22 protein-coding genes are annotated in these 23,484 nt (G+C 65.8%); 11 read left to right on the top strand and 11 right to left on the bottom strand.

The window, feature by feature from the left end:
• The first annotated feature begins 297 nt into the window (after positions 1-297).
• Positions 298-1,263 (top strand): acyl-ACP desaturase, encoded by a 966-nt coding sequence (locus tag OIE68_RS35180; protein WP_040686419.1) that lies wholly within the window; start codon positions 298-300, stop codon positions 1,261-1,263.
• 121 nt (positions 1,264-1,384) lie between these two features.
• Here the strand turns inward: OIE68_RS35180 and OIE68_RS35175 are convergent, their stop codons facing one another.
• On the bottom strand, positions 1,385-2,023 hold the full coding sequence (locus OIE68_RS35175; protein ID WP_327095250.1) for a hypothetical protein: 639 nt from the start codon (positions 2,021-2,023) through the stop codon (positions 1,385-1,387).
• A gap of 241 nt (positions 2,024-2,264) precedes the next feature.
• On the opposite strand from OIE68_RS35175, the gene OIE68_RS35170 reads away from it, so the two are divergent.
• The 4 genes from OIE68_RS35170 to phoU all read left to right on the top strand — a co-directional run bounded on the left by OIE68_RS35170 (position 2,265) and on the right by phoU (position 7,760).
• Positions 2,265-3,131, top strand: a complete 867-nt coding sequence (locus tag OIE68_RS35170) for an SDR family oxidoreductase (RefSeq protein ID WP_327095249.1) — start codon at positions 2,265-2,267, stop codon at positions 3,129-3,131.
• Between the two features lie 191 nt (positions 3,132-3,322).
• Positions 3,323-4,471 carry a tRNA dihydrouridine synthase DusB gene (gene dusB, locus OIE68_RS35165; protein ID WP_327095248.1) on the top strand — a complete coding sequence of 383 codons (1,149 nt, stop codon included), beginning with the start codon at positions 3,323-3,325 and terminating at the stop codon, positions 4,469-4,471.
• Positions 4,472-4,693: 222 nt separating this feature from the next.
• The gene (locus OIE68_RS35160; RefSeq protein ID WP_327095247.1) at positions 4,694-6,997 is read left to right on the top strand and encodes an LCP family protein; all 2,304 of its coding nucleotides are present in this window, start codon (positions 4,694-4,696) and stop codon (positions 6,995-6,997) included.
• 100 nt (positions 6,998-7,097) lie between these two features.
• On the top strand, positions 7,098-7,760 hold the full coding sequence (gene phoU, locus OIE68_RS35155; RefSeq protein ID WP_327095246.1) for a phosphate signaling complex protein PhoU: 663 nt from the start codon (positions 7,098-7,100) through the stop codon (positions 7,758-7,760).
• 137 nt (positions 7,761-7,897) lie between these two features.
• Here phoU and pstB read toward each other — a convergent pair whose 3' ends face one another.
• The 6 genes from pstB to OIE68_RS35125 form a co-directional block, all read right to left on the bottom strand.
• Positions 7,898-8,674: a phosphate ABC transporter ATP-binding protein PstB gene (gene pstB / locus OIE68_RS35150; RefSeq protein ID WP_040686399.1), complete on the bottom strand. Its 777-nt coding sequence runs from the start codon at positions 8,672-8,674 to the stop codon at positions 7,898-7,900.
• 14 nt (positions 8,675-8,688) lie between these two features.
• Complete coding sequence (gene pstA / locus OIE68_RS35145) at positions 8,689-9,594, bottom strand: phosphate ABC transporter permease PstA (RefSeq protein WP_327095245.1); 906 nt, start codon at positions 9,592-9,594, stop codon at positions 8,689-8,691.
• On the bottom strand, positions 9,594-10,568 hold the full coding sequence (pstC, locus tag OIE68_RS35140; RefSeq protein ID WP_327095244.1) for a phosphate ABC transporter permease subunit PstC: 975 nt from the start codon (positions 10,566-10,568) through the stop codon (positions 9,594-9,596). Before pstC ends, pstA begins: the two co-directional genes overlap by 1 nt.
• A 91-nt stretch (positions 10,569-10,659) precedes the next feature.
• Positions 10,660-11,772: a phosphate ABC transporter substrate-binding protein PstS gene (gene pstS, locus OIE68_RS35135; protein ID WP_327095243.1), complete on the bottom strand. Its 1,113-nt coding sequence runs from the start codon at positions 11,770-11,772 to the stop codon at positions 10,660-10,662.
• A gap of 245 nt (positions 11,773-12,017) precedes the next feature.
• Complete coding sequence (mshD, locus tag OIE68_RS35130) at positions 12,018-12,929, bottom strand: mycothiol synthase (RefSeq protein WP_327095242.1); 912 nt, start codon at positions 12,927-12,929, stop codon at positions 12,018-12,020.
• A gap of 65 nt (positions 12,930-12,994) precedes the next feature.
• Positions 12,995-13,762 (bottom strand): response regulator transcription factor, encoded by a 768-nt coding sequence (locus tag OIE68_RS35125; RefSeq protein WP_327095241.1) that lies wholly within the window; start codon positions 13,760-13,762, stop codon positions 12,995-12,997.
• Positions 13,763-13,946: 184 nt separating this feature from the next.
• Between OIE68_RS35125 and OIE68_RS35120 the strand changes: the two genes are divergently transcribed.
• From OIE68_RS35120 to OIE68_RS35095, 6 genes are all read left to right on the top strand, one after another.
• Positions 13,947-14,753, top strand: a complete 807-nt coding sequence (locus tag OIE68_RS35120; RefSeq protein WP_327095240.1) for an LmeA family phospholipid-binding protein — start codon at positions 13,947-13,949, stop codon at positions 14,751-14,753.
• On the top strand, positions 14,750-15,190 hold the full coding sequence (locus tag OIE68_RS35115) for a thioredoxin family protein (RefSeq protein WP_327095239.1): 441 nt from the start codon (positions 14,750-14,752) through the stop codon (positions 15,188-15,190). The genes OIE68_RS35120 and OIE68_RS35115 overlap by 4 nt, the downstream gene beginning before the upstream one ends.
• A gap of 322 nt (positions 15,191-15,512) precedes the next feature.
• A complete protein-coding gene (locus OIE68_RS35110; protein WP_327095238.1) occupies positions 15,513-16,001 on the top strand; it encodes a DUF4395 domain-containing protein in 489 nt (162 codons plus the stop codon).
• A 31-nt stretch (positions 16,002-16,032) separates the two neighbouring features.
• Positions 16,033-16,866, top strand: a complete 834-nt coding sequence (locus tag OIE68_RS35105) for a sulfurtransferase (RefSeq protein WP_040686391.1) — start codon at positions 16,033-16,035, stop codon at positions 16,864-16,866.
• A gap of 4 nt (positions 16,867-16,870) precedes the next feature.
• Positions 16,871-17,176, top strand: coding sequence for a DUF1416 domain-containing protein (locus OIE68_RS35100; RefSeq protein WP_062988334.1), 306 nt, complete (start codon positions 16,871-16,873; stop codon positions 17,174-17,176).
• A gap of 183 nt (positions 17,177-17,359) precedes the next feature.
• Positions 17,360-18,067 (top strand): FABP family protein, encoded by a 708-nt coding sequence (locus OIE68_RS35095; RefSeq protein ID WP_327095237.1) that lies wholly within the window; start codon positions 17,360-17,362, stop codon positions 18,065-18,067.
• On the opposite strand, the gene OIE68_RS35090 is transcribed toward OIE68_RS35095, so the two are convergent.
• The 4 genes from OIE68_RS35090 to OIE68_RS35075 all read right to left on the bottom strand — a co-directional run bounded on the left by OIE68_RS35090 (position 18,064) and on the right by OIE68_RS35075 (position 23,482).
• Entirely contained in the window at positions 18,064-18,648 is a 585-nt protein-coding gene (locus OIE68_RS35090; RefSeq protein ID WP_327095236.1) for a Uma2 family endonuclease, read from the bottom strand. The genes OIE68_RS35095 and OIE68_RS35090 overlap by 4 nt on opposite strands.
• A 68-nt stretch (positions 18,649-18,716) precedes the next feature.
• Positions 18,717-19,154 (bottom strand): hypothetical protein, encoded by a 438-nt coding sequence (locus OIE68_RS35085; protein WP_327095235.1) that lies wholly within the window; start codon positions 19,152-19,154, stop codon positions 18,717-18,719.
• Between the two features lie 291 nt (positions 19,155-19,445).
• Positions 19,446-21,455 (bottom strand): thiol reductant ABC exporter subunit CydC, encoded by a 2,010-nt coding sequence (gene cydC / locus OIE68_RS35080; protein ID WP_327101940.1) that lies wholly within the window; start codon positions 21,453-21,455, stop codon positions 19,446-19,448.
• A gap of 77 nt (positions 21,456-21,532) precedes the next feature.
• Positions 21,533-23,482: an ABC transporter ATP-binding protein/permease gene (locus OIE68_RS35075; protein WP_327095234.1), complete on the bottom strand. Its 1,950-nt coding sequence runs from the start codon at positions 23,480-23,482 to the stop codon at positions 21,533-21,535.
• Positions 23,483-23,484: the final 2 nt, after the last annotated feature.

Here is a 23,484-nt window from a genome sequence, read left to right as displayed (position 1 = left end):
CTTTTCGTCGGCGAACGCGCAACGATCGCGGCGGCGACACCAGCGGCTTTGTGCGTTACAGCACGCCGGGCTAACGACTCTCGGCCCGTAGCGATAAACCCCATGCTGCGGGCCGAGCCCCTACACTCGGTGTGGTTGTCGAGCGCCGACGTCGGCGTATGACCTCTATCACGAGGCCTCATTTGTCGGCCAGATGCGTTTCGCATCACACCTACGGTGCCGTAAGGTATGGCCGCATCGGCACACGGTCTACCCGGGGGACTGACCAGCAAGAGCACACACATGAAGGGCTTGTATATGGCAAGGGATCTGACTCAACTCGAGCTGCTCACGGAGTTGGAGCCGGTTGCCGAAGAAAACGTCAACCGGCACCTCTCCCTGGCAAAGGAATGGCATCCGCACGACTATGTCCCGTGGGATGAGGGCCGCAACTTCGCGGCACTCGGCGGGGTGGACTGGGACCCGGAGCAGTCCCGACTGAACGAGGTCGCGAAGGCGGCCATGATCACGAACCTGCTCACCGAAGACAATCTGCCCTCCTACCACCGCGAGATCGCCGAGAACTTCTCACAGGACGGCGCCTGGGGCACCTGGGTGGGTCGCTGGACCGCCGAGGAGAACCGCCACGGCATCGTCATGCGCGACTACCTCGTGGTGACTCGTGGCGTCGATCCCGTGGCGCTCGAAGAGGCGCGCATGATCCACATGACCAACGGATTCGCTTCGCCGACCGAGGCCGATGCCGGCTTCTTGCACTCGGTCGCGTACGTGACCTTCCAGGAGCTGGCCACCCGGGTCAGCCACCGCAATACCGGCCGGGTCTGCGACGACCCGATCGCCGATCGGATGCTGCAGCGCGTCGCCGCCGACGAGAACTTGCACATGATCTTCTACCGCAACATGTGCGGCGCGGCCCTGGATCTGTCCCCGGACCAGGCGCTCGAGGCGATCACACTGATCCTGGAGAACTTCCAGATGCCCGGCGCCGGTATGCCCAACTTCCGCCGCAACGGGGTACTGATGGCCAAGCACGGCATCTACGATCTGCGCCAGCACCTCGAAGATGTGGTGCAGCCCGTGCTGAAGAAGTGGGACATCTTCGAACGCACCGATTTCACCGCACGCGGCGAGGCCGTGCGCGAACGGCTCGGCCTGTTCCTGGAGAAGCTGAGTCAGGACGTCGTCAAGTTCGAAGAGCAGCGCGACCGCATGCTCGCCCGTGAGGCCAAGAAGCGCGAGCTCGCCGGGGTCGCCGCCGGCTGATCTCGACTCACAAACGTAAGCGCGCCGCCGCCGGATTTCTCCGGCGGCGGCGCGCTTATTTTCGGCAACGCCGATCTCAGTGGCGAACTTATAGCTTCAACCGCCGAAACTCCTTGCGGCGCTACTTCACCGGCAGTGCGCCGTCGACACCGCCCACATCGGTGATCTTCCAATCCGAGTTCTTATCCAGCGTGACGTTGTAGGTCACCGTTGTCTGCGCGCCTTCCGGACTCTGCGCATTCGTCGAACTCACATTTACGAACACATCGACTTTGTAGATACCGCCTTGCTCCGACATCACCTTTGCGGTAATCGGCGCGGCGGTGGAGGTCCACTTCAACGGAACCAGAATCTGTTCGAGCTTGGGCGCGGTCGCATCGAACTTATTCGCCAGCTGCGGAACGGTATTCGCCTTCAGCTTGGCCACCCATGACGGGATGTCCTGGTAATTGACGGTGGCCGCGCCGACCGCGTATTCGGTGGCCACCTGCTCGGCCTTCTTATCCGCGGCCGCCCGGTCGTTTCGATCAGCAAGATCACCGCGGGCCGAGACGAGAAACCCGCCCAGCACGGCGACCGCGATTACCAATGCGCCGATTACCGCGCCGAGGACCACGGTGGAGATGCGAATCGACACGGTTCCCGACTGCCGTCCGGACTTGTCGATCTGCGTATCGGACGCCTTCGCCTCGGCAGTGCTACCCAGCTCCGCGCCGGAGTCGTCCCCGCCCGATGCGGTGCCGTCGATCCGTTCCGTCATTCGCCCTCTCCCGGTGAGTCTGGTGGTCACGGGCGTTACCCGCGAGTAACAGGCTACTGAGAGCGTTCGAGAAGGCCGGAGCGCCCTCGGCGCTGGGGCACCAACCCGAGACGGAACATCCCGGGCCCGATCCCGAATCCGCCGACGATCCGGCCGCGAACCTCGACACTGGTGGTAATGCCGGCCGACGGCGCGCCGCGCCGACCGGCCATAGCTCATAGGACCGCAGGAGGCCGAGGATATGTCCAGCACATCGAAGGGCGACGGGGCGCTCACCGGCAAGGTTGTCGCGATCACGGGAGGGGCGCGCGGCATCGGCCGTGCGAGCGCCGAGGCATTTCTCGCGGCGGGCGCCGCGGTCGCGATCGGCGATATCGATGTGGAACTGACGGCCAAGACGGCGGCGGAGTTGGGTGCGGACCCGGATGCCAAAATCGTCGGCCTGCCGCTGAACGTCACGGATAAGGCCTCCTTCGTCGCCTTCCTCGACAGTGTGGACAGCGAACTCGGCCCGCTGGATGTGCTGGTCAACAATGCAGGCATCATGCCGACCGGTCTGTTTGTCGACGAGGACGAGGCGATGACCGATCGAATCATCGGCATCAACCTCAACGGGGTGATCCACGGTTCGCGGCTCGCCGTCAAACGGTTCAAGGACCGCGGCAGCGGACACCTGATCAATATCGCCTCTTTGGCCGGCACACAGGGCTTTCCGGGTCTGGCCACCTACTGTGCGACCAAGCACGCGGTGATCGGTTTCACCTCGGCGCTGCATCTGGAGATGAAGGAGCACGGCGTGCACGTCGGCGCGGTGCTGCCGGGCATCGTGCGCACCGAACTGTCCGCCGGCGCCAATATGCCGAACTGGATTACGCCGCTGACCACGGTAAATCCGGAGGATGTCGCGCAGGCGATCGTGAAATCGGTACAGCAGGACAAACCACTGGTGACCGTGCCACGCCGTCTCGCGGCCATCATCAAATCCGCACAGCTGCTGCCCTACCGCGCACAGCTGGTAATTGCCGAATTCACCGGTGCGACAAAGGCTTTCACACAACCTGACCCGGCCGTACGTGAGATCTACCACCGCAGGCTGCGCGGCGAGTAGCCCGAAAGCTCTTACCGTGCCGCCGAATTCGCGCGCCTCACGAATCCCGCAGTATCACTGCGGAATTCCCGTGCGAGAAATACTTCCATGACCGGAATCGCGGCCTGGGCCGAACAACCACCGTCCCCTCCACACACTCCTCGAGCTGTGCTCGACGAGGTCGCTGAACAGCATTTGAGACACTGGAAAACATGACTGCGGTAATCGAGGCCAAGCCCCAACTGCGGATCGGCGCCTACCCGGTCGATCCGCCGGTCGTGCTTGCCCCGATGGCCGGGATCACCAACGTCGCCTTCCGGCAGTTGTGCCGCGAGTTCGGCAGCCCCACCTCGATCTACGTCTGCGAGATGATCACCGCCCGCGCCATCGTCGAACGCAACGAGAAAACGCTGCACATGATGGCCTTCGGCCCGGACGAGAGCCCGCGCTCGATGCAGCTTTACGGCGTCGACCCGAAGACCCTCGGCGAGGCCGTGCGGATCATTGTCGGCGAGGGCTGGGCCGATCACATCGATCTCAACCTCGGCTGCCCGGTGCCCAAGGTCACTCGACTGGGCGGCGGCGCGGCGCTGCCGTACAAGCGCGCGCTGTTCAGCAAGATCGTCGAGGCGATGGTTTCCGGCGCCGAACCGGCCGGTGTTCCGGTAACGGTGAAATTCCGCATCGGCATCGACGACGACCACCTCACCTACTTGGACGCGGGCCGCATTGCCGAGGCCGAGGGCGCCAAGGCCGTCGCACTGCACGCCCGTACCGCCGCACAGCGGTATTCGGGCCAGGCCGACTGGACGAAGATCGCGCGGCTCAAGGAGGCCGTCACGACGATTCCCGTGCTCGGCAACGGCGATATCTTCGCCGCCGCCGACGCGGTGCGCATGATGGACGAAACTGGTTGCGACGGAGTCGTTGTCGGCCGCGGCTGCCTCGGCCGCCCGTGGCTGTTCGCCGAATTGCAGGCGGCACTGCGCGGCCAAGCATTGCCCGAGGCGCCGAATCTCGGACGCGTCGGCGAGGTGCTGTACCGGCACGGGGCCCTGCTCGCCGAACACCTCGGCGAGGACAAGGCCATGCGCGATCTGCGCAAGCATATGGCCTGGTATCTGATGGGCTTCCCGGTCGGCGCGGACCTGCGCCGCTCCTTCGCCACTGTGTCGAGTCTCACCCAATTGCAGGACCTCATCGGCGAGCTCGACCCGACCGCGCCATTCCCCCGCGATGCCGAGGGTCCGCGCGGCCGTCAGGGTTCGCCGGGCAAGGTCGCGCTGCCGCACGGCTGGCTCGACGACCCCGACGATCCGGCCGTCCCCGCGGGCGCGGATCTGATGCACAGCGGCGGCTGATCGTCTCGAGCGACCGGCAAGCAACTTGCCCGTGCATTCGCACTGTCACCCGATCGTCAAAAACCCTCCGACCAGCACACATCCCGATGCGCAAGACAACCTCGGCCCGTCGATTTCGTACTGGGCTGGCTCGCCGTGGCGGAATCGTTATCATTGGCGGAATCGGTCATGCGGGTCGAAAGCGGCCGAAACGGCAGCGGAGACGAAAAGCGAGGTTCGTTGGTGGGTGACGATCGGCACGGGCAGTCGCCACGGCCCGGAGGTCGCGCCCCGTGGGAGCGCTATCCCACGGCGGATTACACCGAACAGGACGGTGCACGGTCGTCGCGGCGAGCCCGACATACCGATCCCGATTCCGGCTCGACACCGCTGACGGTTCAGGATCTGGTCCAGAAGGTCGACAACGAACGCAGCGGGCGCAGACGTCGGTCCACGACACCGGATGCACCGCCCACGCACGCGAACCGGGCTGCCCCGAAGCCGCCGGAGTCCGCCGCACGCCAAGCCGATACCCCGCCGCGCAAATCGAGCGCTCCCGCCGCGCGTCAAGCGGACGCGCCGCCCCGCACATCGGCCATGCCGACCGGACGCAAAGCCGACGCACCCCGCACATCGGCCACCCCGGCCGGACGCAAAGCTGACGCACCGCCTCGCACATCGGCCATGCCGGCCGGACGCAATGCCGACGCACCCCGCACCTCGAGCACCCCAGCCGGACGCAAGACCGACGCACCCCGTACAACGGCCACTCCAGCCGCCAAGGCCGACGCCGCCCGCCGGTCCGCGGCCTCCCCGGTCGTCGACGACATCGCGGGCACCCCGACAACCGCGCGCACCGGGAAACGCCGCGCATCGACGGTTTCCGGAAAAGAGCCGCCCGAGGTCGTCACCGACGTGATCCCCCCGGTCGAGGAGACCCCGCGACCGAAGAAGCGCACCATCGGCTGGCCGACCACTGATCCGGACGCCCCGAAGACCGCGGCCGCATCCACCCGTGTCGGCCTGTCGCGGCTCGCCGCGAGCCGACAGCGCCGCAATAAGCGCCTGCAGGTCGCGGGACGGGCCACCCTGACAATTTGTGCGGTGGTCGCGCTGCTGGTCACCGGCGGCGGCTGGAGCTATCTACGTTCGACCGCCAATGGCTTCACCCAGGTCTCCGCACTCGACGACAATCCGGAAGACGTGGTCGACTCCGGTGCACAGCTCGGCGACGAGAACTACCTGCTCGTCGGCACCGACACCCGCGCGGGCGTCAACGGCCAGGTGGGTGCCGGCACGCTGGACGATGCCGAGGGCTCCCGCGCCGACACCGTCATGCTGGTGAACATCCCCAAGAACCGCTCGCGCGTCGTGGTGGTCTCGTTCCCACGTGACCTCGATGTCTCCCGGCCGCAGTGCAACGGATGGGACAACGACAAGGCCGAATACACCAACGAGGTCTTCCCCGCGGCCATGGGCGACAAGCTCAATGCCGTGTACGCGCTCGCCGGACCGAAGTGTCTGGTCAATGTGATCCGCAAGATGACGGGTCTGAGCATCGGACACTTCATCGGTATCGACTTCGCCGGATTCGAGGCGATGGTCGATCAGGTCGGCGGCGTCGATGTCTGCACGCCCAAGCCGATCATCGACGGCATTCTCGGCACCGTGCTGGAAAATTCGGGCCACCAGCACATCAGCGGCGAGACCGCACTCAACTATGTGCGCGCCAGGCACGTCTACGGCGAGGAGCGCAGCGACTACGACCGGATCAACCGGCAGCAGCGCTTCCTGGCCTCGCTGCTGCGCGGCGCACTGTCGAGCCGGGTGCTCTTCGATCCAGGCAAGTTGAACGGCTTCATCTCCGCATTCACCAGCCACACCTTCGTCGACAAGGTGCAACCGACCGACCTGCTGACGCTGGGCCGTTCGCTGCAGAAGGTCGACGCGGGTGCGGTCACCTTCCTGACCATCCCGACCGCGGGCACCACCTCCTATGGCAACGAGATCCCGCGCGATTCGGATATCAAGGCGATCTTCCGCGCCGTCATCGATGACCAGCCGCTGCCCGGTGAGAAGAAGTCGACGCCGGCCCCCGGTTCGATCCCGTCATCCCAGCCGACGCCGCCGAAGCTGACCGCGGTCGATCCGAGCTCGGTATCGCTGTTGGTCTCCAATGGTTCGGAGACGCCCGGCGCGGCCAATAAGGCGGCGACCAAGCTCGGCAATCAGGGCTTCCAGATCTACAACACCGGCAATTACTCCGGCGGGAATTCCGAGGTCGCCACCAAGGTTCGGTTCGGCTCCGGTCACGAGGCCGAGGCGGCCACGGTGGCCAGTTCCATTCCCGGGGCGACGATGGAGCAGTCGAATAGTCTCGGTGGCATCGTCGAGGTCGTGATCGGTGCCGATAACCCGACCATTCGCACACCTACGCCGGTCGGCGATCCGATCTCGAACGTTTCGGTCACCATGGCGAGTGCGGAACCGGTCACACTGCCCTCGGACCTGGAGCACGTCAACGCCGCCGACGAAACCTGCAAGTAGGACAGCCGCTAGCTGGGGCAACACCGTCGCTAACGTTCGGCACCACCCATTAACCCTGTGTTGGTGACTCGGTCAGCACCTGGCGCTAGTGTCTCTTTTCATGCGTGTCATCTACAACGAGCAAATGGCCGACCTTGCCCACCTGCTGGGCGAGATGGCCGGTCTGGCGGGTTCGGCGATGGAACGAGCCACCCAGTCGCTGCTCCAGGCCGATCTCACTCTGGCCGAATCGGTGATCACCGAGGGCGACCGGATCGCCGAAATGATCACCAATGCCGAGGAGAAGGCGTTTGCCCTGCTTGCGCTGCAGGCGCCGGTGGCGGGTGATCTGCGGCAGGTAGTGAGCGCGATCCAGATCGTCCAGGACGTCAACCGGATGGGCGCGCTGGCACTGCACGTCGCCAAGGTGACCCGGCGCCGCCACCCCAACCACGCGCTTCCTGAAGCGGTGAACGGCTACTTCGCGGAAATGGGTCGCATCGCCGTGAATATGGGTGCCGGCGCCAGGGAGGTGCTCGAGTCCCGCGATCCGCAGCGAGCCGCGCAGCTCAACGAGGACGACGAGGCGATGGACGACCTGCACCGTCACCTATTCACGCTGCTGATGGATCGCGACTGGAAGTACGGCGTCGCCGCGGCCGTCGATGTGACGCTGCTCGGCCGCTACTACGAGCGCTTCGCCGACCACGCCGTGGAGATCGGCCGCCGGGTGATCTTCCTGGTCACCGGTGAGCTGCCGCCGGATCCCGACGCCGAGGGGTAGACGAGATACCCTGCCGGACAACAAGACACGGCACGCACTCTCGCGCCGGGGCTCGGTTCCGAGTCCCGGCGGTCGCGAATAGCGATGTTGGACATAGCAAAAGGCCCGCACCGAGGTGCGGGCCTTTTGTTGTTCTACTATCCGAAGCGACCGGAAATGTAATCCTCCGTCGCCTTCTGCCCCGGGTTGGAGAAAATCTTCTCGGTATCGTCGATCTCGATCAGCTTGCCCGGCTTGCCCTGCGCCTCCAGGTTGAAGAAGCCGGTCTGGTCACTCACGCGCGCAGCCTGCTGCATATTGTGCGTGACGATGACGATGGTGAATTCCTTCTTCAGCTCGGTGATCAGGTCCTCGATCGCCAGGGTGGAGATCGGGTCCAACGCCGAACACGGCTCGTCCATCAGCAGCACATCCGGCGATACCGCGATGGCGCGCGCGATGCACAGACGCTGCTGCTGACCACCGGAGAGACCGCCACCCGGCTTGTCCAACCGGTCCTTGACCTCGTTCCACAGGTTGGCGCCGCGCAACGAACGCTCGGCGACCTCGTCGAGCTCCTTCTTGTTGCGCACACCCTGCAGCTTCAGTCCGGCCACCACATTGTCGCGAATCGACATGGTGGGGAACGGATTCGGGCGCTGGAACACCATGCCGATGGTGCGGCGCACGCCGACCGGGTCGACGGTGGAGCCGTAGATGTCCTCGCCGTCCAGCAGCACCGCGCCCTCGACGCGGGCATTCGGGGTCACCTCGTGCATCCGGTTGAGCGAACGCAGCACGGTGGACTTACCACAACCCGACGGGCCGATGAAGGCGGTCACGCTGCGCGGCAGTACCGACAGCTTGACATCGGCAACCGCATGGAATTTGCCGTAGTAGATGTTCAGGTCTTTGACGTCGATCCGCTTGGCCATTTTTCCGTTCGCTTCTATCGGTTCCGCGTGAGCAGCTTGTTGACGACCGCGGCCGCCGCGTACAACAGGGCGATCAACAGGATCAGCGTCAACGCCGCGCCCCACACCCGGGCTCGGCCGGCCGGTTCCGGGTTCGCCAACTCTTGGTAGATCAGCAGCGGCAACGACGCCATATTGCCGTCGAACAGGTTGGTATTGATCGACTTGCTGTAGCCGACCAGCACCAGCACCGGCGCCGTCTCACCCATGACGCGGGCGAGCGAGAGCAGGATGCCGCTGATCATGCCGGGCGCCGCGGTCGGCACCACTATCCGAACGATGGTCTTCCACTTGGGAATTCCGAGCGCGTAGGACGCCTCGCGCAGCTCGTCGGGAACCAGCTTCAGCATTTCCTCGGTGCTGCGAATCACCACCGGCAGCATGAGCAGTACGAGCGCCAGCGATACCGCCAGGGAACTCTGTGGGAAGCCCATGGTCGCGATCCACAGCGCGAAGATGAACAGCGCCGCGACGATCGACGGGACACCCGCGAGGATGTCGACCATGAAGGTGGTGACCTTGGCCAGCACGCCACGCCCGTATTCGACCAGGTAAACCGCGGCCATGATGCCGAGCGGCACCGCCAGGATCGCGGCGACGAGAGTCTGCACGATGGTGCCGTAGATCGCGTGGTACACACCGCCACCGGACTGGTCCGGCAGGATGCCCTTCTGCGATTTCTGCCACCAGTCCGGCGAGACGACGGACTCGAGGCCCTTCGACACCACCATGAACAGCACCCAGATCAGCGGCACGAGCGCGATGGCGAAGCAGAGCCAGACCACTGCGGTCGCGATGTTGTTCTTGAGCCGGCGGGCCGGGCTCACATGCCGGAAGGTGGGCGCCTTGACCGGCTTGTCGAGAGTCGTCGTGGTGGTCATTACCCGTTCACCCTTCCACCGGACACGAGCCGCGCCAGCGCGTTGACGATGAAGGTCAGCGCGAACAGCACGAAGCCGGCCGCGATATAGGCGCCGGTCGGCAGTGGCTGACTGAATTCCGATGCGGCGGCGGCGATTTTGGAGGCGAAGGTGTAGCCGCCGTCGAACAGCGACCAGTGTCCGGCCTGTGCCGAGGTGCGCAGGATCACCAATACCGCGATCGTCTCACCGAGCGCGCGACCGAGGCCGAGCATGGAACCGGCGATCACACCGCTGCGACCGTAGGGCAGCACCGTCATCCGGACCATCTCCCATTTGGTCGCACCGAGTGCCTGCGCGGCCTCGATATGCGAGAGCGGTGTCAGGTTGAAGACCTCGCGGGAAACCGAGGTGATGATCGGCAGGATCATCACCGCCAGCACCACGCCCGCGGTGAAGATGGTGCCGCCACCGGAGATCGACACATTGCCGTCGGAGAACAGGAAGAACCAGCCGAGCTTGTCGTTCAGGAATGTCTCGACGGGTTCGAGCCGCGGCGCGAGCACCAGGAAGCCCCAGAGACCGAACACGATGGACGGCACCGCCGCGAGCAGATCGACGAGCATCGCGAACGGACGCGCCATCGGCTTCGGCGAATAGTGGGTCAGGAACAGCGCGATGCCCACACCGATGGGCACCGCGATCACCAGCGCGAGTATCGAGCTCAACACCGTGACCATGAGCAGGTCCCGGATGCCGAACCGCAGGTGATCGGCATTGGAGGTGCTGAACTCGCTACTGGTGAAGAAGTTCGCCTCGTTCGCCATGATCGAAGGCCACGCACGGATCAATAGGAATAGCGCGATCAGTGCGATGGCCGCCACGACCGTCGCACCGGCCGCGGTGGCAAGCGACCGGAAGATGACCTCGGCCCTCTGGCTGTGGCCGGGGCGGGCCTTCGGTGAGGCCGGTTCGGTGCTCGGTTCACTCGACATAGGGGCAGTATCTCCAGCCGCCCGCGGACCAGTCGAGTCCGACTGGTCCGCGGCGGTCACCTCAGGGTGCACGGTCATGGCGTGGCAGCTATCAGGAAATGGCGTTGATCGCGGTGGTCAGCTTGGTCTTGAACTTGTCCGGGATCGCGACGTAGCCCGCGGTGTCCAGACCCTTCTGGCCGTTGTTGACGGCCGAGGTCAGGAATGCCTTGACCGCCTTGGAAGTATCGGCGTCGGCGTACTTCGAGCAGACGATCTCGTAGGTCGGCAGGATGATCGGGTACGCGCCGGCCGCGGTCGGCTTGTAGAACGACGAGGTGTCGAGCACCAGGTCGTTGCCCTCGCCCTTGATCTTCACGCTGTCGACGGCCTTGGCCGCGGACTCCGGGGTCAGCTTGACGGGATCCTTGGAGGCCGAGGTGACGACCTGCGCGATGGACAGGTTCTGCGCCTTGGCGAAGGACCACTCGTTGTAGGTGATCGAGTTCTTGGTGCTCTTGATGGCGGCCGAGGTGCCCTCGTTGCCCTTGGCGCCCTCACCGATACCGCCGTTGAAGGTCTTGCCCGCGCCCTTGCCCCAGGCACCGTCGGAGGCGGCGTCCAGGTAGAGCTGGAAGTTGTCGGTGGTGCCCGACTCATCGCTGCGGAAGATCACCGAGATCTTGTCCGAGGGCAGCTTGGCGGTCGGGTTCAGCGCCTTGATCTCCGGGGCGTCCCAGGTGGCGACGGTGCCGTTGAACACCTTGGCGGCGGTCGGGCCGTCGAGCACCAGATCGCTCACACCGTCGAGGTTGTAGGTGACGGCGATCGGGCCGAAGACGGTCGGCAGGTTCCACGCCGGGGCGCCGCAGCGCTCCTGTGCCTTGGCGGGTTCACCCTTCTTGTCGCTCAGCGGCGAGTCGGAACCGGCGAAATCGGTCTGGCTGCCGAGGAATTCGTTCACGCCGGCGCCGGAACCGCTGGAGGTGTAGTTCAGCGTGGAGCCGCTGCAGTTGGCCTCGTAGGCGGCGACGAAGCGGTCCATGGCGTTCTTCTGAGCCGAGGAACCGCTGGCCTTGAGGGCCTTCTTACCACCGCAGGCAACATCGACCTTGGCGGCGGAATCGCCGGTGGCAGAGGTGTTGTCGTCACTGCCACAGGCCGCCAGGGGCATGGCGACGGCGGCCAGCACACCGATCAGGGCGCTGCTGCGCTTGAAGTTCACTTATTCCTCCGGGGAATCGCGTTCGACACGCCCGGTCCCTCACCGGCCCGGGCGGGTTTCGTGGTGCCGTTCGCGGGGAACTTGCGCACCAGGCGGCAACGGTGCCGCCCGTATGTAACGTAAGGTCGCTCGGTTGACAGTTGGACGGAGCTGAGTGAACGGCGGGTGAACACCCCGGCGCGATTGCGTCCCTTATGTGTGACATTTGCCCCAGTGTTACTCGAGTAACCCCGGCGGGCCGCTTGTTATTCAGCGGCCGAATACGCGACATCGATATGCGCCGTGACGAAGCCGAGTCGCGCGTAGGTGTGCACGGCCGCGGTGTTGTCGGCCTCGGTATAGAGCAGAACCTCGGGCAGACCGCGTTCGCGCAGGTAGCGCAGGCCCGCGAGGGTGAGCAGGCGGCCCAGTCCCCGGCCCTGCGCGGCCGGGTCGATGCCGACCACATAGACCTCGCCGACCGGCGGGTTCTCCTCGTAATGCACCTTGGTCCAGTGGAATCCGAGGATGCGGTCCGGATCGGCCGGATCCACCGCGATGAACAGCCCCTTCGGGTCGAACCAGGACTCTTCGCGGCGGACGGCGATATCCCGCTCGGTCCAGCCGCCCTGTTCCGGATGCCAGGCGAAGGCCACGTTATTGACACGCAACAGTTCGGCATCGTCGGCGGGCCCTTCGTAGGTCCGCAGCGCGGTACCCACCGGCACCACCAACTCCGGTAGCTCTGGAGTTGCCAGCGACCGCCGCATCTGCCATAACTCGCGTGCGACGCGCAGTCCGAGCCGGGTCGCGAGCGCCTCGGCGGCGGGCCGATTTCCGTGTGCCCAGACCCGAGCACCCGATCCGCCCTTCGCCAGCGCGGCCGAGACCAATTCCGCACCGATGCCGTGGCCGCGAGCGGCGGGATCGACTGCGACCTCCGCCATTGCGGGGTGTTCGCCATGTGCGGGAACGAGATTCGCGTAACCGGCGACGACACCGTCACGCAGCGCCACCAGATGTTCGGCCTCGGAATCGGTCGCGACGAGCGAGAGGACGGCCTGTTCGGAGACCGGCGCGACACCGTCTTCGGCACTCGTCCGCTCCAGCAGTTCACGCACCGCCCGCGCCACCTCGGCATCGAGCTCCGTGCTCCACCGCAGCGTCGTCTCACCCATGAGCGTCTCCCTCGTCGATCCCGTCATCGCGACGAACGCGCGAATACCGCGCGCCATTCCTTCGGCTACGGGACGGAACCGTTGACGGTGACGGGCGGGGAGCCGTCGGTGCCTTCGGCGGATTCGTCGTCGGGGAAGGTGACGTGGTCGGTCTTGGTGCTGTTGCGCGCGGGGCGGACGGCCTTGTATCCGACATTGCGGACGGTGCCGATCAACGATTCGTATTCGCTGCCGAGCTTGGCGCGCAGGCGTCGCACGTGCACGTCGACCGTGCGGGTGCCACCGAAGAAGTCGTAACCCCAGACCTCCTGCAGCAGCTGGGCCCGGGTGAAGACTCGGCCCGCGTGCTGCGCGAGGTATTTGAGGAGTTCGAATTCCTTATAGGTGAGATCCAGCGGGCGACCGCGCAGCCGGGCGGTATAGGTGCCCTCATCGATCACCAGTTCACCGAGGGTGATCTTGCCGGTGTTCTCCGGGCTCGCGACACCGCCGTTGCGGCCGACCAGCAGGCGCAGCCGGGCGTCCAGCTCGGCCGGTCCGGTACCGGGCAGCAGAATGTCGTCCAGGCCCCAGTCGGCATTGACGGCGACCAGTCCGCCCTCGGTCAGCACGGCGACCACCGGCACCGACGAACCGGTGCTGCCGAGCAGTCGGCACAGACCACGCGCTGCGGCCAGGTCAGTACGCGCGTCGACAAGTGCGACGTCCGCGGTCCCCGCCTCGAGCAGGGACGCCACCTCGGTCGGCGCCGGGCGCACATTGTGCGCCAGCAGCGACAGGGCGGGCAGTACCGACTCCGGGTTGGGGTCGGAGGTCAGCAGGAGCAGCTCCACAAGCCCTCCTCCCATCTAGTTGCACCGGACAACAGCCACACCGCCGGGGCCACGTCGCTAATCACAAGTAATTCGGATGCAAGATTAGCGCGTGAACACCGATGACCTCGCCATCCGGGGTTAGTGTGGCACCTCGACAGAGACGTGCGATACCCGAAACACACCTCCAAGTAGTGTTGCCCGCATGCGCAAGCTGATCATCGGGCTGCTGTGCCTCGCGGTACTGGCGGTTGTCATCGATTTCGGCGCCGCCGCCTACTCCGAGTACCGCGTGTCGCGCGCCCTCCGTGTCGGCGCCGACCTCACCGCGGATCCCGACGTGGTCATCTATGGGTTCCCCTTTCTCACCCAGGCGCTCGACGGCCGATACCAGACCGTCGATATCCGCGCGCGGGTCATGCGGCCCGATATCCCCGGCGAAATCTCGATCGGCGCGACGCTGACCGGAGCCCACCTTTCCCTCGGCGACCTCACCGACGGGAACGTGCGCGCGGTTCCGGTGGATCGGGTCGAGGGGCAGATGCGGCTCGAGCCGACCGAACTCGGCAAGCTGTTCAAAATCCCTGACCTGCAAGTACATTCGGCCCCGGGGAATAAATCCGACGGAACGGGCGGATCGGGCGGGTCCGGTATGACCACCGGCGGGCAACTCCTGCTCACCGGCACCATGCCGGGCAAGACGCCGAGCAAGCCGGGTGCACAGCTCGGCGGTGACAATGTGAGTGTGACGGCAGATCTCGTGGTCGACGGCGATCAGGTGAAGATCATCGCGACCAGCATCTACCGTGGTACGGGTGATGCCACGACGACCGCGGTCGTCACCGATACCGAGCGCCCCAAGGTGCTCGAGCAGTTCACCCGGACAATCGATACGAACGAACTGCCGTTCGGGCTGCGGCCGACGAAGGTCTCCGCACAGGGCGGCCAGATCGTCATCGAGGCCAAGGCCGAGAACGTGACCATCGACCTGGACAGATTGCGGCGACCATGATTGAAATCACAATCCTGCTGGTGGTGGTGCTTGCCGCGGTTGCGGTCGGAGTGGTGCTGCAGCGCCGCAACGGCAAGCTGCGCGCGAGCGACACCGAGGCACAGGACGAATCGGCGCGCACCGATCTGCTGGCATCGGTCGGCGCCGACAACTCGGGTCCGGCGGTGCTGCACTTCTCCGCCGACTGGTGCGGACCATGCGCCGCGGTGCGCCGGGTGGTCGCCGGGGTGACCGAGGAATTGTCCGGTTCGCCGCGCCCGCCGCTGGATATCGAGGTCGATATCGATGCCGAGCCCGCGCTGGCCAAGGAACTGAACGTGCTCTCGCTGCCGACCACCTTCGTCTTCGATATCGAAGGGCGGGAACGATTCCGGATCTCCGGGGTTCCCAAGTCCACGGACCTGCGTACCGCACTCGAACCGCTGACCGTGGGATAACTCTTCCGGTGGATCGCCCCTGACGGTGGAAAAACAGGGCGTGACAAGGGTTGATAGCAACTGTGACGAACCCCGGGTCCAATTCTCCGACAGAACCAGGTAAACTCCTCTGCGTGCAAGCCAACCACGAGCTGATGCTCACCCGACGCCGCACAGTTGATCTGTGTCGCCTCGGTGGTTGTTGCTGCCTGTGTGGCTGAGCGGTCGGCTCCGTCAGAATTCCTGATGCCGACCTGCGTCCGTCGTGCGAGTGATCTTTTGATCCCCCGGCGAACTGGCATTTTTCCCGCCAACAGCGAAATTCAGCGCAGGAGTACGCACAATGTCCACAAATTTCCGAAACACAGCCGTTGAGAACCGAATTCCCGCCGTCGTCGATGTGCGCGGGCCACGCTTCGCCGCGTGGGTCACCACCGGTGTCCTCGTTCTGGTCCTGCTCGCAGCAGCCGTTTCGACGCCGGTCGCCGCGGTGCTCATCGCCGCGCAGGCGGTGGTCTTCGCGATCGGCGCGGCCTACGGTCCGCGACGGCATCCCTACGGCCGGATCTTCGCCGCGTTCATCGCGCCGCGCGTGGGTCCGACCCTCGAAACCGAACCCGTGGCCCCGCTGCGGTTCGCCCAATTACTCGGCCTGGTCTTCAGTGCCGTCAGCCTGCTGGGTTTCCTGGTCGGCTCCACCGTCGTCGGCGCGGTGTTCGCCGGCTTCGCCCTGTTCGCCGCGTTCTTGAATGCGGCGTTCGGGATCTGCCTGGGTTGCCAGATCTATCCGCTGGTCGCCCGACTCCGCCGGAACCCGTCCCCGGCGAACTGACACTGCAAGTCACCACCCCGAAAGGAACAACATGGCTCGCTCCGATGTCCTGGTCTCCGTTGACTGGGCCGAAGAGAACCTCAACGCCCCCGGCGTCGTCTTCGTCGAGGTCGATGAGGACACCTCCGCCTACGACGGCGGCCACATCGAGGGTGCCGTTCGGCTCGACTGGAAGAAGGACCTGCAGGATCAGGTTCGTCGCGACTTCGTGAACCAGGAGCAGTTCTCCGATCTGCTCTCGGCGCGCGGCATCGGTAACGACGACGAGGTCGTGCTCTACGGCGGCAACAACAACTGGTTCGCCGCATACGCCTACTGGTACTTCAAGCTGTACGGCCACAACAACGTCAAGCTGCTCGACGGCGGCCGCAAGAAGTGGGAGCTCGACGGTCGTCCGCTGTCCCGCGACGCCGTGAACCGTCCGGCCACCCAGTACAAGGCCGCCGCCCCCGACCTGACCATCCGCGCATTCCGCGACGAGGTCATCGCCGCCATCGGCGCCAAGAACCTGGTCGACGTGCGCTCCCCTGACGAGTTCTCCGGCAAGATCCTGGCTCCGGCGCACCTGCCGCAGGAGCAGAGCCAGCGTCCTGGCCACATCCCGGGCGCCATCAACGTGCCGTGGAGCAAGGCCGCGAACGAGGACGGCACCTTCAAGTCCGATGCCGAGCTGACCGAGATCTACGGCGAGGCCGGGCTGGACGGATCCAAGGACACCATCGCCTACTGCCGCATCGGTGAGCGCTCCTCGCACACCTGGTTCGTGCTGCAGGAGCTGCTGGGCCACCAGAATGTCAAGAACTACGACGGCAGCTGGACCGAATACGGCTCGCTCGTCGGTGCACCGATCGAGTTGGGAGAGTAACCACATGTGCGCAGCACCTACCCAGGGACAGGCCATTCCGGCCGGAGTCGATGTCGAGAAGGAAACGGTCATCACCGGCCGTGTTCTGAGCACCGACGGTCAGCCGGTCGGCGGCGCGTTCGTGCGCCTGCTCGACGGCAACGGTGACTTCACCGCCGAGGTCGTGGCCTCGGGCACCGGTGATTTCCGCTTCTTCGCGGCGCCGGGCGCCTGGACCGTGCGGGCGTTGTCCTCCTCGGGCAACGGCTCGGCCGAGGTTCGTCCGGAGGGCGCGGGCATCCACGCCGTGGATGTGGCAGTCGCCAAGTAAGTAATGCCACCGACGGCCCCGTCGTTTCCCGGTAGCTGGGAAGCAACGGGGCCGTTGTGCTGGGCGGGACGCAACTCGTTAGAATCCAGTTGTGGTCCTCTTCTTCGAGATTCTGCTGGTGGCCGTGGCCGTGCTGATCGGCTGGTTCGGCCTGTACGTCTTCTACCGGTTGTTCACCGAATCATGAGTGAACTCGCGAGCGAAGGTTCCAACCCGGCCGAGCGAGCGAGTGAACAACTGAACGGCAACGGCCCGGCCGAGCCGGCGCCGCGCCGCAGTGGCGACGAGGCCGTGGCCGAGGCTGCCGAACGGGCGAAATGGACTGGTGCGCGCAATATTCCGGTGCTACCGGATCTGCCGCTGCCGGAGGACACCGCGAATCTACGGCTCGGTCCGGATCTGAGTTCGTCGATGCTGGCGCTGCTTCCGATGGTCGGCGTGTGGCGCGGTGAGGGCGAGGGCAACGATCCCGCTCGCGGCGACTACCGCTTCGGCCAGCAGATCATCGTCTCCCACGACGGTGGCGACTACCTGGCCTGGGACTCGCGTTCCTGGGTCATCGAATCCGACGGCTCCTACGGCGGACCCGATCTGCGCGAGAGCGGCTTCTGGCGGGTCGGCATCGACGGCGACGACGAGGTCATCGAACTGCTGCTGACCCACAGCACCGGCATCGTCGAACTCTTCTACGGCACCGCGCTGACCCAATCCTCTTGGGAATTGGCCACCGATGTCGTCATCCGCAGCCAATCCGGCATCGTCGTCGGCGGAGCCAAACGGTTGTACGGCATTGTCGAAGGCGGTGATCTCGCCTACGTCGAGGAGCGGGTAGTGGCCGACGGTCCCTTGGAGCCCCGCCTGTCGGCACGGTTGCAGCGCTACATCGGTTAGTCGCGCGGCCAGATCGATGTCAGGTCGATGTCGATCGGAAACGGCACGTTGATCTTCAGGCGGTCGTGGAAGATGCCGACCAGGCCGTAAGTTGCTGTGGCGGGGTCGAGTTCGTAGACGTAGACAACGGCTTCATCGTCACGACGCTCGACCCGCCAGTAGTTCGGGATTCCTGCCTTTGCATACTTGGCTGGCTTCGTCTCTCGGTCGCGTTCTTCGGAATCCGGAGACACTGCCTCGACCGCAAGAACAACGTCCTCAGCGAAGTAGTAGGTCGATGGAGCTGCTCGACGAGTCGCCGCTTTACTGACCACCAGGACATCTGGTTCCGGCATCTGACGCGGTCCGAGTTTGACGGCCATTTCACGGTCGGCGTAGAGATCCGGCGGAGTTTGTTGATCGAGGTCCCGCCAGAGAACCGACACGGCCCGGCTGTGCCACATTTCCTGCGGACTCACGAAGACCAGACCCCCATCGATCAACTCGGTATGCTTCGGAAGGCCGCGCAGCTCCAGGAAGTCCTCGACTGTGAACCCACCAGCAGGTGGAATCAACCAGTCGGGAAACGGCTCAACGGTCATTGCCCCAGCGTAGCGCCTGCCGGGGTGGAACTTCACCGGAAAAGAGACGCCTAGGATAGCGGGGCGAATCAGGTGGGGTGCCAGGTGACGAGGAGTTCGTCGGCGAGGGTTTCGACGGCGAGTTTCGAGCCGTTGACCTGGAGGACGGCGGCGCGGAGGCGGTCGTCGTGCAGGCGGGATTCGGAGACGGCGGCGATGTGGGCGCCGATCAGGTGTGAGTACGGGGGTTCGGAGCCGACGTCGAAGGCGGTGTATTTGCCGGATTCGGCGACGTAGTCGATGTATTCGGGTTCGGTGAGACCGGCGAACGGGTCGCGCCATGGTGTCGATGCGACGAGGAGTTCCTCGCCGTCGGTTCCGGCGTCCAGCAGCAGCACCGAACCGTCGTCGAAGGTCAATTCGATGGGGCCCTCGGTGCGGTCGACATCACTGCCCTGTACGTAGAACATGCGGCGAACCGCCCTGATGCGGCGCCCAACCACTGCCGCGAGACCCTCCGATGGCATCGGCTACCCCTCGTGTCGAACCCGGTCGCCGGACTCTACCGTCCGAGAGAATTGTGCCGAAAAAGGAACGGCCCCCGAGCCATACCCCGCAGGCGATGAAGCCTGCATGGGTCCCGGTCGGACTAGACCGGTAGCTCGGGGGCCGGGTGGCTGCCTGGAATTCGCTCAGCGCTCGCGCGAACGGAAATCCGTTGCAGCGGTGGCGCTAGCGGACAGCCACCTCACGAGTCCTATGAACATACATTCTTCGAACCACCTCCTTCCTTGTGTACAAACGAATCTAGTCAGTGGTCAGTGAGTCGGCAACGGAATTTCGCGGGGCGCTGAACCGGTGCGCTCCTCGGCTACTCCAGTGGCCGTGACCTGGCCTGATGCATCGATGTGCAGCACCACTTCGGCGCGGTGATCGGATGGCAGCTGATGTGTGACGACGACCACAATTCGGTCCGGTTCGACCAGTCCGCTGTCGATATCGAGTAACTCACGCAGCAGTCGCGCGCCCGCTTCGGCCTCGAGATGTTCGGTCGGCTCATCGAGGAGCAGCACCCGCGCGGGCGAAATGAGCGCCCGGGCGAGCAGAATCCGCCGCCGCTGCCCGCCCGAAACCGCAGCCGCACCTGCGACCAGATCCGTGTGCACACCATCCGGCAGTGACTCCAGCCAATCCCCGAGACCGACCGTGCACAAGGCCTTCTCGGCCTCCTGCGCATTGAGATCCCCCCGGGCGACACGCAGGTTCTCGAGCACGGAGGTGCCGAAGATGTGCGCATCCTCGGCAAAGAACGTCACGCCGGGCACGGGCGTACCGAACAGCCCCGCCCACGCCATGAGCAACGTGGTCTTGCCCGCGCCGCTCGGTCCGACGACGGCAATCCGCTTCCCTGCCGGACGCTCGGGGAGGTTGCCCGGCAATCGATTTCGTGCGTCGCGGATGTCCGCATCGGTCCCCCTGCGGTCAGGTGCCACTGGTGCGCCCTCATGCGACGAGCCAGCCACGCTGTGCCCGCTGGCTCGTCCGGGGGCATTGCGCAGCAGATGATCGCGTGCCGAGTCGCTGTGGCGGTTCGTGGCGGAGCCAGCGATCGCGTGGTCGGAGCGTTGCTGCGTCATCGGGTTTCGGGTGGTGGATTCGAGCAGAGGGAGGCGGTGGAGGGCGGCGCGGGCGGTGGTGAGGGCTTGGGCGGCGGCGGGGAGCGGGGCGACTGCTTCGAAGGCTGAGAGGGGGAGCAGGACAAGGATGGTGAGGGCCATGGGGGTCATGGCGGGCGGGTTGGTGCCGTAGACGGCGATGCCGATCAGGAGGGCGCCGAAGACGCCGGCGCCGATCGAGAGGGGCGTTGCCGCCGCGGCCCAGGCGCTGCGTGCGGCCGCGGAATCCTCGGCGGCGACCGCACGTTGTCCGGCGCGGTCGGCGGCCGCCAGCGCGGCATCCAGCTTGCCCGCGACGCGGAGTTCGGCCGCGTGGTCGAGGACCGTGAGCGCCTGGGCGGTGAATTCGGCCCGGTCGGCGCGCACCGCACGCTCGGCCTCGCGGGCGGCCCACCCCGAGAGCCATGGTGCGACGATTCCGGCAATGCCGAGCGATACGGCCAGAATGGCCGCGGCCCCAACCGAAATGGTGGCCATGAGTCCGATCGCGGCCAGCGACAGCACAATCGCGACCGCGATCGGCACGAACACGCGGACCACAACGGCACCGAGATCGTCGATATCGCTGCCGATTCGAACCAGCAGGTCCCCGCGCCGCAACGACGCAGCACCATCCGCGCTCGTCGAATCCGTCGCTGCGATCGGCCGATCCACACCGCGGGCCGAGCCAGCCGCACCCCGGGCCGAGCCAGCCACACCACGGGCCGAGCCAGCAACACCACGGGCCGAGCGAGCCGCACCATCGTGGCCGAGCCGACGAACCGACCCGTCCAACTCTTCGGCACGTAAGCCGCCAGAACCGTCACCGCCGTTGGCTGCTCCGTCCGAAGTGCTACCTCGCATATCCCGCCGCATCCAGGCATCGGATTGGGCGAGGGTCCGGTAGACGGTTGTCCGAGCGGTCGTCATCGCACGCAGCGCAACATCATGGGTAGCAAGGCGTTCCAGGTATCGGCACAGCCCACGGGAGATACCCAGTGCACGTACCGCGACAACAGCAACGCTCAGATCGAGCACCGGCGGCATCTCCCAGGCACGTGCGATCAACCACGCCGCCAAGGCCGCTAGCCCGAGCCCGCTGCCCAGCGCCAGCACCCCCCACCCGATCGCCACCGCAACTCGCCACGGCGACAACTCGAGCAGCCCCCACATGCGCCGCAGGTCCGCTACTACTCCGCGGCCGCCATGACGAGCCGTTGTCCTTGGCACCGAAGTATCTCCCGCGCGGTTCATGAGACGACTGCCTGAGGTGCGGTGGAGTGGATGGGGATTACGTGGTCGGCAGCGGCAAGGACTGTCGGGCGGTGAGCTATGACGATTACGGTTGCGCCGGTGCGAGCTCGCTGCTGTAGGGCGGTGAGGACGGTGGCTTCGGCGGCGGGGTCCAGGTGGGCGGTTGGTTCGTCGAGAAGGAGGATGGGGCGGTCGGCGGCGAGCACTCTGGTGAGGGCCAGGCGTTGGCGCTGGCCGAGGGAGAGTCCGACGCCGCCAGTGCCGACCATCGTGTTCCAGCCGTCGGGGAGTTCGTCGAGTACTGCGTCGAATCCGGTTGCGATGCAGGCGGCTTCGAGTTCGTCGAGCACGCGTACCGCGCCCTTCACAGTGGTGTCGGGTGTGCGCGCGCCGAGCAGTTCGAGATTCTCGCGTAGTGTTCCCGGGACCAGGACCGGACGTTGCGACAGCCAGGCGACACGGGACCACCAAGCCTCCTGATCGAGCGCACGTACGTCAGTGCCGTCGATCTTCACCGAGCCACACTCCGGTGTGATCAAACCCAGGATTGCTTGCAGCGCAGTCGATTTTCCGCTCCCGTTGGGCCCGGTCAGTACGGTCACCACCCCCGGCCGGAACACCCCCGTCAGCTCGGCGGGCGCAAATCCGTCCCGGGCGCTTACCGAGAGATCACATATCTCGATGCGGCCCCGGCCATCTCTACCGACTTCGGGCCTCGCCTCGGCGGGCTTGCCGCTCGATGCCGCTGAACCGAGTTCGCTGATTTCCCAACCGTCGTCCCCGCCCGGCGCAGCACCCGCGCCGTCGATATCCCCATGATGGGAGCCGACGGCGGCCACGGCATTCGTACTCGAAGCCGGTCGGACGGCGCCTGCCCCACTAGTGCCGGAGACCGAGCGGTCAGCACCCACGTCCCCGCCAGCCGCCTGACAATCGGCACCCGATTCGGCCTGTCCCCGCACCGCAGCAGGCTCCAGAACAGCAAAGGCCTTGTCCGCAGCCGCCATTCCATCCTGCGCCGCATGAAAACGCTCCCCCACCATCCGCAGTGGCAGATACACCTCCGGCGCGAGAATCAATGCCACCAGCCCGGCATAGAGACTCATCTCCCCGTATACGAGCCGCAGACCGATGGATACCGCGATCAACGCGACGCTCAGCGTGGCAAGCATCTCGAGCACCATCGACGACAGGAACGCGATCCGCAGCGCACGCATAGTGCGCTGCCGCAACGCATCCCCGAGCTCACGCACCCGGTGTTCCATCGAACCCGTCCGCCCCGCGCTCCCCTCCCGCCCCAACGCCCGCAACGTCGGCATCCCGGCAAAGAGATCGAGCAGTTGGTCCGACAGCCGTGTGGTCGCGACGAGCGTGGCCTCGGCCCGGCCCTGCGTGAGCAGACCGATGAGCACCATGAACACCGGAATCAACGGCAGCGTGACCACAGCGATGAGACCGGAGACCGGATCATGAAACCCGATGACCACCAAGACAATCGGCGGCACCAGGCATGCAAGGAGCAGCGCCGGCAGATACCCGGTGAGATATGCTCGCAGCCCGGTCAGCCCGGTACTCACGACAACCGCCAATTCGGTGCGCCGAGTTTCGAGTTCGCGCGGTGGCAGCTGAGCCCCGGCGGTAAGCACCGCGGTTTCCAGTTCGGCGACCACCGCGGCCCCCGCCCGATGCGCGATCCGCGACTGCACCCAGGTGGCCAGCACCCGACAGCCGATGGCGACCATGAGCACCACCAACTCGAATGTCCACGCCCCGAAGCTGCGCCGACCGGGATCGGTGACAACCCCGGCCAGCACCTTCGCCAGTGCGACCGCGGTGACCACGATCGAACCCGTGATCACCACGGACAGCGCCACACTCAGCACCAGATAGCGGCGGGCCGAGCGCGCGTACTTCCACAATCGGGGGTCGACGGGCGGGCGGGCCATGA

It is taken from the genome of Nocardia vinacea, from assembly GCF_035920345.1.
Taxonomy (GTDB): domain Bacteria; phylum Actinomycetota; class Actinomycetes; order Mycobacteriales; family Mycobacteriaceae; genus Nocardia; species Nocardia vinacea_A.
The sequence above is the reverse complement of the archived record's forward strand: the minus strand, read 5'-3'. Positions and strand labels throughout refer to the sequence as shown.